We start from the raw sequence: 17,197 nt of genomic DNA, 5'->3' as shown, positions 1-17,197 counted from the left end.
CGACAGATGTCTCCTTATCTATTGCAAGGCATTAGCGCCACCAACGATTTCAGAAATTTCGTTTGTAATACTAGATTGACGCAACTTGTTGTATTCAAGGCCTAAGGACTCAATGAGTTCCCCTGCATTATCTGTAGCCGATGTCATGGCCGTCATACGAGCACCTAATTCACTAGCTGCAGATTGCAACAATCCATTATAAACTGTAATTTCTAAGTATTTTGGCAGCAACGCCTCCAAGACGGATACGGCGGACGGCATGAAATCATACTCTTCGCCTTTTACCTCATCTTGTGGTTGCTCTATTGGCAACAAGCGCTCAGCCTGTGCAATTTGCGTCATAGAATTTACAAAACGTGTATAGATCATGATGACTTCGTCTACTTCATGACGTTCATATAGTGAAAGTGCTTCATGCATAATAGTACGCGCATGTTCATAGGATGGTTTATCCGAGAAGCCCGCATAAGACTTATCGATGCGAACACCTCTAGATTTCATGCTGTCTCTAGGCTTTCTGCCTGCCGTGATAACACGGTATGTATCAGGAGATTTACCATGTAATTGTTCCATGGCAAATTTCAATACATTAGACGAAAATGCCCCTGCAAGACCTTTATCTGCACCTACTACAATATAGCAAGTGCGCTCTACAGGTCGCACATCTAAAAGAGGACTTTCAAAGCCTTCTAAATCACTATTAGACATATGACGCAAGATTTGCCCTATCTTTTCTGCGTAAGGACGAGTAGCTTCCGCTTTTGTTTGTGCCCTACGAAGACGAGCAGAAGCTACCATCTTCATCGCTTTTGTAATTTGTTGCGTATTGGTAACACTTTTTATGCGTTTTCGCAAATCTTGTGCACTAGCCATACATTACGCCTCCTTACGAGACACTAATGTATGTGTAGAGCCAAATGCTTCAACACATTCTGGGATTGCTTGCTTCAATAGATTTTCAGTTTCTTCGTCAATTTTCTTAGACGTTTCAATGTTAGTGATGATTTCAGGATAATTTGCTTTTACATAACGTAAAAGTTCAGCTTCAAAGGACAATACATCTGCCACTTGAATATCTGCTAAGTACCCTTTAGTACCAGCGTAAAGGTTGATAACCATTTCCGCTACACTCATAGGCTCATATTGACCTTGTTTTAACATTTCAGTTAAGCGTTCACCACGATCAAGTTGAGCGCGTGTAGCCGCATCAAGGTCAGAACCAAACTGAGCGAAAGCAGCCAACTCACGATATTGAGCAAGGTCCAAACGCAATTGGCCCGCCACTTGCTTCATCGCTTTAGTTTGTGCGCTACCACCTACACGGGATACGGACAGACCTACGTCAACAGCTGGACGAATACCAGAATAGAACATATCTGTTCCCAAGAAAATTTGACCATCAGTAATGGAAATTACGTTTGTTGGAATGTATGCAGATACGTCACCTGCTTGTGTTTCAATGATTGGCAACGCTGTAATAGAACCTCCACCAAGTTCAGATGAAAGTTTCGCAGCCCGCTCTAATAGACGACTGTGTAAGTAGAATACGTCGCCTGGATATGCTTCACGCCCTGGTGGACGGCGCAATAATAGGGACATAGCACGATATGCAGCCGCTTGTTTTGTTAAGTCATCATATACGCATAATACGTGTTTACCTTGGTACATAAAGTATTCACCCATGGCAACACCAGCATATGGGGCAATGTATTGAAGAGGTGCACCTGTGGAAGCACTCGCAGAAACTACGATTGTATATTCCATAGCGCCTGCTTCTTCAAGTTTTTGTACTACGCGAGCAACTGTAGATTCTTTTTGACCAATAGCTACATAAATACAAATAACATCTTTGCCTTTTTGGTTCAGAATAGTATCTAAGGCAATCGCAGTTTTACCTGTACCACGGTCACCGATGATAAGCTCACGTTGACCACGGCCGATTGGTACCATCGCATCAATCGCTTTAAGACCTGTTTGCAATGGTTCATTTACGGATTGACGATCCGCAATACCAGGTGCTGGATGTTCGATAGGACGACGTTCTGTAGCTTGAATAGCACCCTTGCCATCAAGAGGTTGACCAAGAGGGTTTACTACGCGACCAATCAAGGCATCTCCGGCAGGAACGTCCATAATTTTGCCAGTACGGCGCACTTGGTCCCCTTCTTTAATCAAGAAGTCATCACCTAATAGTACGGCACCCACATTATCTAATTCTAAGTTCAAAACCAAGCCATATACGCCGTGTGGTAATTCTAGCAACTCACCGGCCATGGCTCTTTCAAGACCATAAATATGGGCGATGCCATCCCCTACGTCGAGAACAGTACCCACATCATCGACATTGAGGTCAACATCATAGTCCTGAATCTGCTGTTTGATTATAGCAGTGATTTCTTCAGGCTTCATTTTCATATATACCCATTCACCCCTATCTAATAGAGTTCGTTCTTAATAAAGATTTTTCTAATTCCTCTAAACGACGAGATACAGAGCCATCAATGCGTTTATCCCCTACTTGGATAATAATACCACCCATAATAGATAGATCTTGACGCACAGATAAAATAACATCTTTCCCTGTTACTTCTCGTAATTTAGCTTGTACAGATGCTTCTACATCAGCTGTGATTGGTTCTGCTACAGTTACAGTAGCTTCCAAAATACCACGAGCCTCTCGTGATTTTTGAATAAACGCTGCAATGGCCTGTGCAATATAACAATGGCGCCCGCGTTTAATCATCACATAGATAAAGTGTAAAGCAACTTTGTCGATACTAGATTCAAAGATGGAACCAACTAACTTAATCTTTGCATCTTCTGTAACGATTGGATTTTCAAGGAATAAACGAAGTTCAGGCTGTTCCGCCATAACGGACGCTACATAACCTAATTGCTCCTCCATGAGTTCCAAAATATTTTGTTCTTGAGCTAATTCAAACATAGCCGAACCATATTTATCTGCTACAATTTCTATGCTCATCGTATCACAACCCTATCGTTTTACTATCAAGTTGACGAATAGCGTCTTCGATCAATTTTGTATTAGTTTCGCTGTTCATATCTTTAGCAACAACTTTACCAGCCATAGCTACAGATAAAGATACCACTTCGTTACGCAAGCTGTTCATAGCACGATCGCGTTCGATGGCAATATCTTGACGAGCACGATTTTTTTCTTGTTCAATTTGCTCGCGAGCTGTTGCCAATTGTTCTCGTGTAGTATTTTCTGCTTCTTGAATTGCTTTTTCAACAATTTGTTGTGCTTCTACACGAGCATTAGAAATTTGAGCTGCATAATCAGCTTTAAACTTTTCTGTCTCTGCACGGGCTTGTTCAGCAGCTTCTAAATCTTTAGCAATTCGTTCTTTACGTTCTGTCATCATAGCCAATAATGGTTTATATGCAAAACGCGCCAATAGCCAAACTAATATAAAAAAGTTCAACATTTGAGCAAGAATCGTTCCAAGGCTTAAGTCAACCAAGGTTATTCCTCCTCGTTATTATCTGAATAACAAAATAAACGCAACTACTACACCGATGATAGGCATCGCTTCGATTAAACCAATCGCAACGAACATAGTAGACATCAATTGACCACGCAATTCAGGTTGGCGTGTAATACCTTCGATTACTTTACTAGATACAAGACCGTCACCGATACCTGCACCAATGGCACCACAACCTACTGCGATCGCTGCTGCTAATGCGAATAAACCTTGAGCTTCCATAATATATCCTCCATATATAATAATTAATGTTCCTCACTAAGAGCCATCCCTAAATAGGATGCTGTAAGAACGGTAAAAATAAAGGCTTGAATAATGCCGATAAACAAACTAAAAGCAATCCACACCCATGGTACAGGTACAAACCAAGGCAACTTGTATAATACTTCTAACAAAATTTCACCAGCTACGATATTGCCGAATAGACGGAAAGCAAGCGTAACAGGTCTAGCGATCTCTTCAAAGATATTAAGTACTAGCAAAGCCTTATAAGGTCGTACAAAATGCTTAAAGTAAGATAAGCCTTTAACTTTAATACCCATAACCCATACTACTAATGTACTACATAAAGCCAATGCAACTGTAGTATTGATATCAGATGTTGGTGATGTTAACGCCTTAAGTGTAGGCATTAAGCCTAATTCATTTCCTACAAAAATAAATAAGAAAAACGTAAATAACAAGGAACTCACCATCGGCCAATGACGACCCAAGTTCGGAGCTAATTGCCCCTCTAAGCCTTCTAATATAGATTCCACTATATTTTGCAAGCCTACAGGCACCAATTTACGTCCTCGGGTGGCTAGTATTGTTATTAATATTACAATAGCCATAGTAACCCATGTAGCAATCAAGGTATCTATATTAAATGTCAACCCCAACCACTGCACGACCTCATGGTGTCCCGCATGTAATACCACGTTCTCAACCCCTTTCATAGATATAATAAAACCTAATATATTTACAATTAATATAAATATAACATATATGTATCATCATACATCGTTATAGATATATAATCAACACTTGAAGGGTAAGCAATTCCAATTAATCATAAATATAATGTATACAATGCATAATTGGAATACCTTTGTTGTTCCTATTTTAGGTCATTTTAGAACTAAAACTGGCAACTGAGCCACCAGTACACAGCATATAATGCAGGCTGAATAAGCGCGATACCTATAAACATGCTAACAGCCTCTACACCGGGAATTTTCAGACCTAAGACCACTAGAGAGCCTACTAACATAAGGCGCCAAATCATCTGTCTACGAGATTTACGTACGGCTTTATAAGGATCTCCTGACACAATAGATTGTCCATGCAAAGCTAGGCTAAGTAAGTAGAGAACCATTATAAAGATGCCCCAAAGCCATCCCCATAGATACTGTTCTAAGCCACATAAAACTTGTATTATACTGCCAAAAAAAGCAATAAAAAAACAAGTCAGCAGCACTCGCACTATGAATTTTATATATTGATTCATACATACCTCACTACTTAACTTGTTTATACAACATATAAAACCCTGTTATTGCTCCTATTAGGCCAAATATGACCATGCAGAGTGGTTCCGTTTGAAGCCAAGTATCTAATTTATAACCTAGCAAAATAAAACCTCCTATACAGGAGACCAGTGTGACCCCCGCTGATGTTGCCATGGCGAGGGCTTTCACAAGATCCTTATCCATATTATTTACCAAAACGTTCAGGACGATGCGCATCACCTAAGAATTCATGTCGCAACGCTTGAATGATGCGTTCAGAGGCTTTTCCGTCACCATAGGGGTTAACAGAATTAGACATTAACTTATACGCTTCAGCATTGCTCAATAATTCATAAGCGGCTTTATGTACCGCATCTTTATCAGTACCTACAAGGCGAACAGTGCCTGCTTCTACCGCTTCAGGACGTTCTGTCGTATCACGTAATACGAGAACTGGCTTACCAAGAGCTGGGGCTTCTTCTTGAATCCCACCTGAATCAGTCAAAATCAAGTAAGATTTAGCCATCAAGTTTGCAAATGGTTCATAGTCAAGAGGGTCAATTAATGTAACACGCTCCACAGAACCAAGTTCCTCTTGTACAACTTGGCGAACTTTAGGATTTTTATGTACAGGGAAAACAACTTGAATATCTTCAAATTCATTGATTAAATCTCGAATGGCTTGATATACATGGCGCATAGGTTCACCTAAGTTTTCTCGGCGATGTGTGGTAACAAGAACCGTACGTTTTTTAGGATCAAGAGCATTAATAGCTGCATCATCGAATACATAGCTGTCTTGTACCGTCGTATCAAGAGCATCGATAACAGTATTCCCCGTTACATAAAGATGTTCTGTATTAATATTTTCTTTTTTTAAATTGCTTTCAGAACTAGAAGTAGGCGCAAAGTGATACGTCGCGATCGAACCCGTCAATTTTCGATTCATCTCTTCAGGGAATGGAGAGTAAATATCACCTGTCCGTAGTCCTGCTTCTACGTGACCTACAGGAATTTCTTGGTAGAAAGAAGCCAATGCCCCAGCAAAGGTAGTTGTAGTATCACCATGAACGAGTACCACATCAGGTTTTGCTTCTTCTAATACATCTTTAAGGCCCATCAAAGCACGATTAGTTACATCATATAGTGTTTGACCTTGGCTCATAATATTTAAATCATAGTCTGGGGTAATATTAAACAAGTTTAGTACTTGATCGAGCATATCTCGATGCTGTGCCGTAACGGTTACGATAGGTTCCATATCTGGTGCTGCTTGTAATGCTTTTACAAGAGGAGCCATCTTGATAGCCTCAGGTCTTGTACCAAAGATTGTCATAACTTTTAACATAGTTGCCTCCAACGTAGTAGGATAGAAAAAATGGGGCGCCAAGCGCCCCACAGATGGTTATTCCTTATGAGAATCATCAGTATTCTCCAAGGCTTTAGCCAATTCATCGCGATCAAAGGATATGGTATCATCCGAGTCGCTGCGTTCAATTGTAGGACGTGGTAACGGATGCCCTGCCGCATCACTATGCATGATAACGCCAAGACGTCGTGCAATATAAATACTACACAAGAAAATTACTAATACCAAGGTCGCGCCGACCCAAGCATTAACCTCTGCAACGATAACAGATACACCGCCGAAAAGAGCTGTTACTGCATACATCAACAATACAGCTTGCTTTTGTGTTAATCCTTGTGCCAATAAGCGATGGTGAACATGACCTTTATCGGGTTTAAAGATGGGACGTCCACTGATTTTACGGCGCACAATGGCAAATAAGGTGTCTAAAATAGGCAAGCCTAACACAATGGCAGGTACCACTAGAGCAATCATAGCAGCTGTCTTCACAGCGCCCATAACGGAAATAGCTGCTAATGTATAGCCTAATAACATGGATCCCGTATCACCCATGAATATTTTTGCAGGATTGAAGTTATACCGCAAGAAACCTACAGTCGCACCTGCTAAAGCAAGAGAGATACAAGCAAGATCAGTTTGACCAAGTTGCAATGTCATTGCACAAACAGCGATACATGCGATAAAGGAAATACCTGCAGCCAAGCCATCAAGGCCATCGATGAGGTTTACAATATTTGTAAAACCAACTATCCAGAAAATAGTCAATGGAATAGCCCAATACTTGAGATATACTACACCACCCCAAGGAAGGTTAATGAAATCTACTCGAATATCATAAGCCACCAGGATAGCGGCTGCTATAATTTGGCCCATTAACTTAGTTTTTGGCTCAATTTGTTTAATGTCGTCCCAAATACCAACTAGCACCAAAATGACTGTACCAAGGACAAACCCAAACAATTTATGATCATGCGGAATGGAATCGTTAAAAAGAACCGATCCCACATAACCGAGAAAGATTGCTAATCCACCAAGTCGTGGAATCGCACCATGATGCACCTTTCGAGCATCAGGCTTATCTATTGCCCCAACAGCAACGGCAAAGCGTTTTACCAATGGGGTAAGTGCAAAGGTTATGATGAGCGCTACTGCAAAGGCCCACACATAATCGAGCACATATTCACTCATAAGACACCTCCAACAAGTAGGTTGTAAAAACGGATTAGTTCGTTAAGCTACGAATAGGAGCAGGAATTCTGCCACCGCGGGCAATGAACTCGGCTGCACTATATGGACTCACTTCGATAATAGGAGCATAACCTAATAATCCACCAAATTCAACAACCTCTCCAACAGTCTTACCAGGTACAGGAATTACACGAACCGCAGTTGTCTTATTATTAATCATACCAATTGCTGATTCATCTGCAATGATAGCAGAAATGGTATCAGCAGTAGTGTCTCCAGGAATAGCAATCATATCAAGCCCTACAGAACAAACACATGTCATGGCCTCTAATTTATCAAGTGTCAAACTGCCACAGGATACAGCATCAATCATGCCTGCATCTTCCGAGACAGGAATGAATGCACCACTAAGACCACCTACGTGAGAGGAAGCCATAAGACCACCTTTTTTCACCGCATCATTAAGTAATGCTAGTGCCGCTGTAGTGCCATGACAACCACAAGAGGACAAGCCCATTTCTTCAAGAACATGAGCTACAGAGTCACCTACAGCTGGCGTTGGCGCCAAAGATAAATCAATAATACCAAATGGTTTACCTAGGCGGCGAGATGCCTCTTGCGCTACCAATTGACCTACGCGCGTGATTTTAAAAGCAGTACGTTTAATCGTTTCTGCTACAACGTCAAAGGATTGACCTCGAACGGATTCAAGCGCATGTTTTACAACGCCCGGGCCAGATACACCTACAGAAATAGCACTATCCCCTTCTGTTACCCCGAAGAAAGCACCCGCCATAAATGGATTATCCTCTACAGGATTACAGAATATTACGAGCTTAGCACAACCAAGAGCATCATTATCCTTTGTAAGCTCTGCAGTTTTCTTAACGATGATTCCCATGTCTCGCACTGCGTCCATGTTAATACCAGTTTTAGTAGAGCCCACAGCAACAGAGCTACAAACGATATCCGTAGTTGCCAGCGCTTCAGGAATAGAGTCAATCAAAATGCGGTCAGCTCGAGTGGCGCCCTTTGTTACAAGCGCAGAAAAGCCGCCAATAAAATTAACACCTACAGTTTTTGCAGCACGATCCATAGCTTCCGCCACAGGAACATAAGATGTTAAATCACTACCCCCTGCAACTAGAGAAATGGGTGTTACAGAAATACGCTTATTGATAATAGGGATGCCGAATTCTCGCTCAATATCTTCCCCTGTAGATACAAGATGTTCTGCCTCTTTTGTAATACGGTCATAAATACGGTCACACAGCTCTTTACCAGAACTAGATGCACATTCTAGCAAGCTAATCCCCATCGTAATAGTACGCACATCAAGCTTGTTATCGTGAATCATCTGATTCGTTTCTAAAATATTGTCGATAGATAACATAAGTGCCTCCTATCCTACGCGGTGCATACTTAAGAAAATATCAGCATGTTGTGCACGGATTTCAACACCTAGTTCTTTACCTTGATTCGTCAAAGCCTCTTGGATAGCTGTAAGATTTTTCATATCTTCAGACTTAGTTTCACACATCATAATCATATTGAAAACGCCATCAAGGATGGTCTGATTTATCGACATAATATTTACACCGTAGTTAGCGAGTACGGTACTAACCCCAGCAATGATACCAACGCGGTCTACGCCGACAACGGTAACAACTAATTTCATAACATCACCTTCTCTAAGCACTACAAGCTATATAGCCAGTATAGGGCATTCAATAAACTATATTAATATATTATAACACATTTATTATTTTTCATGAGTGAAATCTTTATGAGTTTTCTAGTGAAAACAACATGTTACACTTCGTCAGACAAAGCACTTGTTACAATCTCTTCACCAGCAGTTAACAATGCGATAAGACCTTTATCCCCTTTATAGCTTTCACCATAAATTTTATATAAATCTTCAGTGCCAGATGGGCGTGCTACAAACCATCCTGTTTCCGTTTCCACACGAACACCATCGATAGGCATATCTTTATACAGAGAAGTAGTGCGAACATTAGTAATCGCATCACCATCTACTTCGGTAGCCGTAATGGAGCTTGCATTTAATTGTTTCAACTTAACCTTGGCCTCCTTTGTACAAGGCGCATCAATACGACCAAAACGAGGATCGCCACACCCTACAACAAGATTATTATAGAGTCGGTCAACAGTAGCCCCCATAACGGCATACATTTCCATCGCAAGGAGAGCCATTACCATGCCATCTTTATCAGTAGTCCATACGGTACCGTCTTTTTTAAGGAACGATGCACCAGCAGATTCTTCACCGCCAATACCAATCTCACCATCGAATAATAGGGAACTAAAATATTTAAAACCTACTGGAACCTCATAAACAGGAACCTCTTTACTAGCAGCCCATTTATCAATCATAGTGGTACAAACAACGGTTTTACCGACCCCTTTATTTGTCCAACCACGAGTCGTAAACAAATAATCCGCCGCAGTCACAAGAAATGCGTTTGGAGAAGCTAGCCCATGCGGACTAACGATACCATAGCGATCATAATCAGGGTCATTCCCAACAGCGAGATCATAATTACCAATTTGTTTAATTACGTCAGCCATGGCATATTCAGATGAGCAATCCATACGTACCTTACCATCATGGTCATAGGTCATAAAGCTAAAGGTTGGATCATACTCATCATTAATAATATCTAGGTTTAGATTATACCGCTCTTTAATAGCACGCCAATAACCTAGTCCACTACCGCCGAGGGCATTAACGAGAACCTTAGGTTTTGCACTTTGTATTGCCTCCATATTAATGATAGAAGACAGTTCTTCAACATACAGGCCTTTATAGTCATACGGAACTTGTTGATCAGGTTCAATATTGTCGATGCTAATACGTTTAAACCCTTCTAGTTCACAATATGCACGAACATATTCATTAGCTCGAGTTTCAATCCATTTTGTAACAAGAGTATCCGCCGGACCACCATTAGTAGCGTTATACTTGATACCACCATTATCTGGAGGATTATGAGATGGCGTAATCACGATACCATCCGCTTTGTCATCGTGGCTTTCATTATAACGAATAATGGCACGAGATATAGATGGTGTCGGCACGAAATCCATATCGGAATCAACCATTGCCGTTACGCCATTGCCAGCAAGAACCTCTAGAACTGTTACAAGGGCTGGCTGAGATAAAGCATGTGTATCTTGACCGACAAAAATCGGACCTGTAGCGCCGAATTGGCCACGGCCATCACAAATAGCCTGTGTAATAGCGGCCACATGTAAATCTGTAAAAGTACCATTTAAAGAAGTACCGCGATGGCCAGATGTACCAAAGGATACGAGTTGTGTCGGATCTGTAATATCCGGAACATTATCAAAATAGGCATCCACAAGGGTTTGCACATCGATAATATCTTGTTCTTGTACAGGCGTACCTGCTAATTTGTGAGTCATAGAAACCTCTAATCTTATCTTGAGGGCAAGCCCTCTCATTTTACAACCTTGATATTCGATCAATTACATTAAATTATTTTCAAAATGTATGTATCATTCATAAAATATTATATTTACACATAATTAATATAAGATGACAACAGCCAGAGATTTTATCATAATTCTTTATTTTTATCTGTTACAACTATTTTCATCTATTACAACATTATTGTTCGCTTCGGTAGTTATATCTTGTGATTTTAGCTGATTAGATATTTCCGCAGGAACAATAGGTTGAGTAAAACCTTGACCGATAACCTCTTGAGCATCAGTAATCAAAATAAACACATTTGGGTCCGCTTCTTGAATAACCTCTTTCAATTTATTTACCTGCAGCAAGTTAACTGCAACCATCACAATCTGCTTAGGCGTCCGAGTATAAGCGCCAATGCCATTGATAATAGTAGCGCCACGACCGACTTTATTAATGATACATTCACATACTTCATCAGTCCGATAGGTAATAATAAAAGCAACTTTGCGTTGATTAAAACCAATTACCACCTTATTTGTAATAATAGTATATACATACACACTGATAAGAGTTACGGCTACCGCTTCAAGTCCAACAACGCCGACAGCAACTAAGAGGATAGCACAGTTGATGGCACTATTAATAGATCCCATTTGAAGACCATAATATTTGCGAACGATAAGTGCAATTGGATCAAGGCCACCTGTATTACCACCTACACGGTAGACGATACCAAGCCCCAGTCCAGTTGTGATACCCGCCATCATAGAACTGAGTAGTGGATCCTTAATAATCATGTCATATTGCAAGAAACTAAACAGATCAATCATCCACGATAGCATGAGCGTGCCATACAAGGTATTAAGTACAACACGTTTGCCAAGCCACTTCCAAGCAGCCCAAAAGATAGGGACGTTCAAAATAACGTTCCAAGAACCAACGGATAATCCCGTTAGATAATACAGAATCAATCCTACCCCACTAATACCAGTACTAACCAGTTTATGAGGTAGTACAAAGGCGTCTAGACCAGCACCAAAAATTGCACAACCAATAGCAACTATGACACATTGATAGACAACATCTTTATACTTGGCGAACATAGCTCCCTCCAAATTGCCATTTCACTATAAATATTCTATAATGAACTAATTAAAACATACGCTGTTTACAATGCTTTTAATAATCAAACAACAGGTATATACAAAATCATCATAAACCACTTAATGGTTATTTTCAATCACTTTATAACAGTATAAAATAAACATATTAACTGCATATAATTTGTACATTACAAACGAGGCTATTATGAGTAAAAGTTTTGAGCAACTCGGTTGCAGCAAAATTAATATTGGGCTTGCTATTACAGGTAAGCGTGACGATGGATACCACAACATCGATTCCATATTTCAATCGATTCGCCTTAGTGATTCTATTTATTTCGCTAAGCATCATTCCGTAGTATTTTCTGGTGGCGCTCCCGAATTGCCCGATTACATGCAAAAGCTCGTAAGCTATGGAGAAGATAATCTCGCACTCAAAGCTTTACGCGCCATACAGGCCTATACGGGTTGTAAAGCCGGTGCCGCCATCCACCTATTAAAACGCGTTCCTATTCAAGCGGGTCTTGGTGGCGGTAGTGCAGACGCAGCGGCCATGTTATTAGGTCTCAACCGTTTTTGGGACTTACGTCTTACGCAAGAGGAACTTTTAAACATCGGTACCTCACTCGGATCTGATGTACCGTTCCTACTACAAGGTGGTACCGCTCGCGGAACTGGTCGTGGCGAAGTGTTAACCTATAGCCAATCGCCAGAGGCACATTGGCTATTACTAGTAAAGCCAAAGGTATCTATTTCTACAGCGATTGCTTATGGTCGCTTCAGTGGTAAATCTAATGCCACCACCAAAACAATCGATACCGTTCTGAATCATCTTAAGAATAATGATTTACAATCTGCTTTCACTAGTAGCGCTAATACTTTTGAAGAATTATTATTCCCAGATCACGAAGAACTAGGAATATGTAAGGAGTTTTTCACCAACCGTGGTTACCCAACCATCATGACAGGAAGCGGTCCTACGATGGTAGTATTACTTAACAAACCTATGGAAGCCTTGCAATTACAAGAAGAGATTAAAGCAGCTGGTCATGATTGGCTGTCACTCATTACTAAAACATGTACACAGGAGGACTTAGTATGACAAAACGGTTACAACCTATACGACTCGATGCGTATAAACCACTAAGAGAAGTGGTAAGTGAAACATTGCGTCAAGCCATCCAAGATGGGGTGTTAAAACCTGGGGAGCGCCTCATGGAAATTCCCCTTGCCGAAGAGTTAGGTGTAAGTCGTACCCCCATTCGTGAAGCCATACGTAAACTTGAACTAGAAGGCTTTGTCGTTATGGTTCCTCGTCGCGGTACCTACGTTGCCAACATATCTTTAAAGGATATTACGCAAGTATTTGAAATCCGTTCTGCCCTGGAAGAACTTGCGGCAGGCCTTGCAGCAGAACGCATTACAGAAGAGGAAATCGAAACGCTGGAGAGAATGCTTGTAGAAATCGGCGATCATATGGAAAACAAAAATATGGAATCCGTTGTGGCTGCGGACGTAGAATTCCACGAAGTCCTCTACCGCGCATCTCGTAACGAAAGATTGGCGGACATCGTTCACAACTTGCGAGAGCAAACCTATCGCTTCCGTAGTTTTTCTATGAACCAACCAGGTCGTCTTAGAAAAACTTGGGAGGAACATCGTCAATTAGTGGAAGCCATCGCCTCTCACAATGCCGCACAAGCTCGTAAACTAGCTCGAATTCACATGGAACATTCCGAACAAACCTTGTTGCAAGGAATGGAAGAGTCACAAGAATTTACTAAGGCATAAAAAACATTCTACAAAAATACTATATAAAGCAAAAATCCTTCCTATTTGTGAAGGATTTTTGTTTTACATAGTCTATAGAAATTGATACAATATCATTGATTATTATGAAATATGGATTTTTTATAAGAAAGGGAGTTTTTATGGAAGCAATGCTCAATGATGCTATATCCACCATAAACGGTTATTTATGGAGTTATTTCATCATTTTTATTCTCATCGGCGCAGGTCTCTTCTTTACGATGACAACGAATTTTGTACAAATTCGCATGATTAAAGAAATGATTCGCCTCGTAATTAACGGCGCAGGTAGCTCTACAGAAAAGAACCATGTATCCTCATTTCAAGCATTCTGTGTTAGTACCGCATCTCGTGTAGGTGTTGGTAACATCGCAGGTATAGCTATTGCCGTTGTACTTGGTGGCCCTGGTGCTATTTTCTGGATGTGGGTTATCGCACTCATCGGTGCTGCCACGGGCTTCATCGAGTCTACATTAGCACAAATCTACAAAGAACCTGTTGCTAAGGGCGGTTTCTATGGCGGACCAGCTTACTATATTCGGTATGGTCTAAACAACAAGGCATTATCTGTTCTATTTGCTATTTTAATCAGTATTACCTATGGTTGGATTTACAATTCTGTACAAGCCAATACTTTGGCTGCATCTCTCCAGGTATTTAACCTTGATGTGTCCTATACAGGCGCTGTAGTAGCAGTCCTTCTTGGTATTATCATATTCGGTGGTATCAACCGCGTTGCAAAAGCATCTGAAATCATCGTTCCTATCATGGCGATTCTATACATTGCTACTGCGTTATTTGTGGTAATTATGAATATCACCCAATTCCCACATGTGATCTATACTATTTTCTCTTCCGCATTCGAGCCTGTTGCAGCAGGTGGTGGCTTATTAGGTGCTACTGTTATGAATGGTATCAAACGGGGGCTCTTCTCTAACGAAGCCGGTGAAGGTTCTGTTCCAAACGCAGCCGCTACGGCAGCTGTTAACCACCCTGTGGAACAAGGTCTTGTACAAGCATTCGGCGTATTCCTTGATACATTCATCATTTGTACAGCATCTGCTTTCATCGTACTCATCGTAGGCGATTACAGCACTACAGGTCTAACAGGTATTGCTCTTGTACAACATAACCTAGCTCAACAACTTGGTTCTTGGGCGCCTACAGCCGTAGCCATTTTCATCGTTATGTTCTCCTTTAGTTCCTTAATTGGTAACTATTACTACGGTGAAATCAATATCAGCCACTTAACAAACAAACGATTCTACCTACATTTGTTCCGTATTGGCGTAATTCTTATGACATTTGTTGGCTCTGTTGCCTCTCTAGATCTCGTATGGAATCTAGCCGATTTATTCATGGCTTTCTTAGTATTAACTAATGTAAGTTCCATCGTACGCATGGGCCGCACAGCAGGTCTTGCCCTTGACGACTATATCAAACAACGCAAAGCAGGTATTGAAACGCCTGTATTTAACCGTTCCATCCTAAATCACACATATGGCATCGTATGGTGGGGTGATGGTCAAACAACAGACTCCTCCGTACCTCCTACTCCGATTGAAGATACTGTGGAAAAATAAAATATATCGACGTATGAGGCTGGTGAAAGTATATTTCACCAGTCTTTTTCGTATAATCTTTAAAATAGTTTATTAGTACATACATAAAGGTCTATATTGTTCAGAATATAGATCTTTATTTTTTTGTAAAAGTATCCATTTTCATAGATAAAAACATCGTTCATTAGCAGATTGTACTGTGATAAAGATCATAGTAATTATCTATATTTTTACAACTTTCAAAGGTCAAAAACTATAGAATATATTTATAAAAATATAAAGGGTATTCTGTTTACAATGTCGAATATTTAAGTATGCGATAAAATTAGCACTAATTCAACTATTAATTTACTCTATTATCCAGGAGGTAATTATGAGCGGTTATAACCCATATGAAAACATGTTAAACACGTTAGACGTAGCAGCTGAAAAGCTCGGCTATACTCGTAGCGAATACGAAGTGTTACGTCACCCAGAACGGGAACTAAAAGTAGCAGTTCCTCTTCAACTCGACAATGGTGAAGTTCGCGTATACGAAGGCTATCGTTGCCAACATTCCACATTGCGTGGTAGTGCTAAAGGCGGTCTTCGCTTCCATCCAGATTCTGATGAAAACGAAGTGCGTGCACTTGCGGCTTGGATGACTATTAAAAACGCTATCGCTAACATTCCTTATGGCGGTGGTAAAGGCGGCATCAAAGTCGATCCAAAAACGTTAAATCCTCGTGAATTAGAACGCTTAACTCGTAACTTCGTACGCCGCATTGCACCTATCATCGGTGTTAATACAGATGTTCCTGCACCAGACGTAAATACGAATGCTCAAATCATGAGCTGGATTGCTGACGAATACAGCACATTAAAAGGCGAATGGAGCCCAGGTATCGTTACAGGTAAACCAATCGAAGTTGGTGGTTCCTTAGGTCGTAATGAAGCGACTGGTCGCGGTTGCCTCATCGCATTGCAAAGCTACCTCGCTAAGAAAAACTTGGATATCAAAAACCTTACGGTAGCAGTTCAAGGCTTTGGTAACGTAGGTTCCGTAGGCGCTCGTCTCATTGCACAAGCAGGTGCAAAAGTTGTGGCTATCGGCGACGTAAGCGTTAACATCTACAATCCTAACGGTCTCGATGTTGAAAAAGCATACGAATATGCTAACTCCCATGGTCGTTCCCTCGAAGGTTACAGCGAACCGGGCATGACTACAATTGGACCTCAAGAGTTATTGGCTCAACCAGTTGATGTATTATACATGGCAGCCCTTGAAAACCAATTAAACAAAGACAACATGGAAAATATCCAAGCTAAGATTATCTTGGAAGGCGCTAATGGCCCTACTACTAATGATGCAGATAAATACTTCTATGAAAAAGGCATCGACATCATCCCTGACGTTCTTGCTAACGGCGGAGGCGTAGTTGTATCCTACTATGAATGGGTACAAAACAAAGCAAGTTTCTACTGGACTGAAGAAGAAGTTAATGAAAGATTAACTAAGAATATGCAAAATAGCTTCGAAGCTGTTTGGGAAATGCAACATAAATACAATGTACCTCCTCGTCAAGCAGCGTACATGGTTGCTCTTGAACGCCTCGTAGTTGAAACTAGATGGCGTGGCTATAACTGCTAAACTCCTATACCTCCATACATGTTAGCCATAAAAAAGGCGTAAGCTCGATTTGAGCTTACGCCTTTTTGTTTGCC

The 17,197-nt window shown here is 40.8% G+C and carries 18 protein-coding genes; 4 read left to right on the top strand and 14 right to left on the bottom strand.

The annotated features are described in order from the left end of the window. Nucleotides 1-18 precede the first annotated feature (18 nt). The 14 genes from atpG to KHY58_RS06735 form a co-directional block, all read right to left on the bottom strand. Nucleotides 19-873, bottom strand: coding sequence for an ATP synthase F1 subunit gamma (atpG, locus tag KHY58_RS06800; protein WP_021148536.1), 855 nt, complete (start codon nucleotides 871-873; stop codon nucleotides 19-21). Between the two features lie 3 nt (nucleotides 874-876). Next, nucleotides 877-2,415 carry a F0F1 ATP synthase subunit alpha gene (gene atpA, locus KHY58_RS06795; RefSeq protein ID WP_004697546.1) on the bottom strand — a complete coding sequence of 513 codons (1,539 nt, stop codon included), beginning with the start codon at nucleotides 2,413-2,415 and terminating at the stop codon, nucleotides 877-879. A gap of 16 nt (nucleotides 2,416-2,431) precedes the next feature. Beyond that, nucleotides 2,432-2,983, bottom strand: a complete 552-nt coding sequence (gene atpH, locus KHY58_RS06790) for an ATP synthase F1 subunit delta (protein WP_278472631.1) — start codon at nucleotides 2,981-2,983, stop codon at nucleotides 2,432-2,434. Nucleotides 2,984-2,987: 4 nt separating this feature from the next. Continuing rightward, nucleotides 2,988-3,485 (bottom strand): F0F1 ATP synthase subunit B, encoded by a 498-nt coding sequence (gene atpF, locus KHY58_RS06785; protein ID WP_012864787.1) that lies wholly within the window; start codon nucleotides 3,483-3,485, stop codon nucleotides 2,988-2,990. Between the two features lie 18 nt (nucleotides 3,486-3,503). Then, on the bottom strand, nucleotides 3,504-3,731 hold the full coding sequence (gene atpE / locus KHY58_RS06780; protein WP_004695064.1) for a F0F1 ATP synthase subunit C: 228 nt from the start codon (nucleotides 3,729-3,731) through the stop codon (nucleotides 3,504-3,506). 23 nt (nucleotides 3,732-3,754) lie between these two features. After that, nucleotides 3,755-4,429: a F0F1 ATP synthase subunit A gene (atpB, locus tag KHY58_RS06775; RefSeq protein ID WP_004695063.1), complete on the bottom strand. Its 675-nt coding sequence runs from the start codon at nucleotides 4,427-4,429 to the stop codon at nucleotides 3,755-3,757. 200 nt (nucleotides 4,430-4,629) lie between these two features. Then, nucleotides 4,630-4,866 carry a hypothetical protein gene (locus tag KHY58_RS06770; RefSeq protein WP_042986657.1) on the bottom strand — a complete coding sequence of 79 codons (237 nt, stop codon included), beginning with the start codon at nucleotides 4,864-4,866 and terminating at the stop codon, nucleotides 4,630-4,632. Between the two features lie 142 nt (nucleotides 4,867-5,008). Continuing rightward, a complete protein-coding gene (locus tag KHY58_RS06765; RefSeq protein WP_341458542.1) occupies nucleotides 5,009-5,203 on the bottom strand; it encodes an AtpZ/AtpI family protein in 195 nt (64 codons plus the stop codon). A gap of 1 nt (nucleotide 5,204) precedes the next feature. Further along, entirely contained in the window at nucleotides 5,205-6,347 is a 1,143-nt protein-coding gene (wecB, locus tag KHY58_RS06760) for a non-hydrolyzing UDP-N-acetylglucosamine 2-epimerase (RefSeq protein ID WP_227037341.1), read from the bottom strand. A 57-nt stretch (nucleotides 6,348-6,404) separates the two neighbouring features. Continuing rightward, nucleotides 6,405-7,556 carry a glycosyltransferase family 4 protein gene (locus KHY58_RS06755; protein WP_156697260.1) on the bottom strand — a complete coding sequence of 384 codons (1,152 nt, stop codon included), beginning with the start codon at nucleotides 7,554-7,556 and terminating at the stop codon, nucleotides 6,405-6,407. A gap of 34 nt (nucleotides 7,557-7,590) precedes the next feature. Beyond that, the gene (locus KHY58_RS06750; protein WP_004695059.1) at nucleotides 7,591-8,949 is read right to left on the bottom strand and encodes a PFL family protein; all 1,359 of its coding nucleotides are present in this window, start codon (nucleotides 8,947-8,949) and stop codon (nucleotides 7,591-7,593) included. Nucleotides 8,950-8,958: 9 nt separating this feature from the next. Beyond that, the gene (locus tag KHY58_RS06745) at nucleotides 8,959-9,234 is read right to left on the bottom strand and encodes an ACT domain-containing protein (RefSeq protein ID WP_156697261.1); all 276 of its coding nucleotides are present in this window, start codon (nucleotides 9,232-9,234) and stop codon (nucleotides 8,959-8,961) included. 134 nt (nucleotides 9,235-9,368) lie between these two features. After that, a complete protein-coding gene (locus KHY58_RS06740) occupies nucleotides 9,369-11,006 on the bottom strand; it encodes a phosphoglucomutase (RefSeq protein WP_270278921.1) in 1,638 nt (545 codons plus the stop codon). Between the two features lie 171 nt (nucleotides 11,007-11,177). After that, a complete protein-coding gene (locus KHY58_RS06735; protein WP_123138083.1) occupies nucleotides 11,178-12,122 on the bottom strand; it encodes a YitT family protein in 945 nt (314 codons plus the stop codon). A gap of 205 nt (nucleotides 12,123-12,327) precedes the next feature. Here KHY58_RS06735 and ispE point away from each other — a divergent pair, with 205 nt between their 5' ends. The 4 genes from ispE (at nucleotide 12,328) to KHY58_RS06715 (ending at nucleotide 17,123) form a co-directional block, all read left to right on the top strand. Continuing rightward, the gene (ispE, locus tag KHY58_RS06730; RefSeq protein ID WP_278472626.1) at nucleotides 12,328-13,224 is read left to right on the top strand and encodes a 4-(cytidine 5'-diphospho)-2-C-methyl-D-erythritol kinase; all 897 of its coding nucleotides are present in this window, start codon (nucleotides 12,328-12,330) and stop codon (nucleotides 13,222-13,224) included. Further along, entirely contained in the window at nucleotides 13,221-13,913 is a 693-nt protein-coding gene (locus tag KHY58_RS06725; protein WP_004697535.1) for a GntR family transcriptional regulator, read from the top strand. The genes ispE and KHY58_RS06725 overlap by 4 nt, the downstream gene beginning before the upstream one ends. 140 nt (nucleotides 13,914-14,053) lie before the next feature. Further along, on the top strand, nucleotides 14,054-15,514 hold the full coding sequence (locus tag KHY58_RS06720) for an alanine/glycine:cation symporter family protein (protein ID WP_077707638.1): 1,461 nt from the start codon (nucleotides 14,054-14,056) through the stop codon (nucleotides 15,512-15,514). Nucleotides 15,515-15,866: 352 nt separating this feature from the next. Then, a complete protein-coding gene (locus KHY58_RS06715) occupies nucleotides 15,867-17,123 on the top strand; it encodes a Glu/Leu/Phe/Val family dehydrogenase (protein ID WP_004695052.1) in 1,257 nt (418 codons plus the stop codon). Nucleotides 17,124-17,197 lie beyond the last annotated feature (74 nt).

Origin of the sequence: Veillonella parvula, assembly GCF_018366295.1 — a bacterium.
In the GTDB taxonomy this organism is placed as follows: Bacteria; Bacillota; Negativicutes; order Veillonellales; family Veillonellaceae; genus Veillonella; species Veillonella parvula_P.
Note: the sequence above shows the minus strand (reverse complement) of the source record. Positions and strands in the feature narration are given on the sequence as shown.

Coding starts and splice junctions, on each gene's coding strand:
- KHY58_RS06750 (WP_004695059.1), bottom strand. CDS start 8,949: ATGTTATCTATCGACAATATTTTAGAAACGAATCAGATGATTCACGAT.
- atpH (WP_278472631.1), bottom strand. CDS start 2,983: ATGAGCATAGAAATTGTAGCAGATAAATATGGTTCGGCTATGTTTGAA.
- atpA (WP_004697546.1), bottom strand. CDS start 2,415: ATGAAAATGAAGCCTGAAGAAATCACTGCTATAATCAAACAGCAGATT.
- KHY58_RS06735 (WP_123138083.1), bottom strand. CDS start 12,122: ATGTTCGCCAAGTATAAAGATGTTGTCTATCAATGTGTCATAGTTGCT.
- atpG (WP_021148536.1), bottom strand. CDS start 873: ATGGCTAGTGCACAAGATTTGCGAAAACGCATAAAAAGTGTTACCAAT.
- KHY58_RS06770 (WP_042986657.1), bottom strand. CDS start 4,866: ATGGTTCTCTACTTACTTAGCCTAGCTTTGCATGGACAATCTATTGTG.
- KHY58_RS06715 (WP_004695052.1), top strand. CDS start 15,867: ATGAGCGGTTATAACCCATATGAAAACATGTTAAACACGTTAGACGTA.
- wecB (WP_227037341.1), bottom strand. CDS start 6,347: ATGTTAAAAGTTATGACAATCTTTGGTACAAGACCTGAGGCTATCAAG.
- KHY58_RS06745 (WP_156697261.1), bottom strand. CDS start 9,234: ATGAAATTAGTTGTTACCGTTGTCGGCGTAGACCGCGTTGGTATCATT.
- KHY58_RS06755 (WP_156697260.1), bottom strand. CDS start 7,556: ATGAGTGAATATGTGCTCGATTATGTGTGGGCCTTTGCAGTAGCGCTC.
- atpE (WP_004695064.1), bottom strand. CDS start 3,731: ATGGAAGCTCAAGGTTTATTCGCATTAGCAGCAGCGATCGCAGTAGGT.
- KHY58_RS06740 (WP_270278921.1), bottom strand. CDS start 11,006: ATGACTCACAAATTAGCAGGTACGCCTGTACAAGAACAAGATATTATC.
- KHY58_RS06765 (WP_341458542.1), bottom strand. CDS start 5,203: ATGGATAAGGATCTTGTGAAAGCCCTCGCCATGGCAACATCAGCGGGG.
- ispE (WP_278472626.1), top strand. CDS start 12,328: ATGAGTAAAAGTTTTGAGCAACTCGGTTGCAGCAAAATTAATATTGGG.
- KHY58_RS06725 (WP_004697535.1), top strand. CDS start 13,221: ATGACAAAACGGTTACAACCTATACGACTCGATGCGTATAAACCACTA.
- KHY58_RS06720 (WP_077707638.1), top strand. CDS start 14,054: ATGGAAGCAATGCTCAATGATGCTATATCCACCATAAACGGTTATTTA.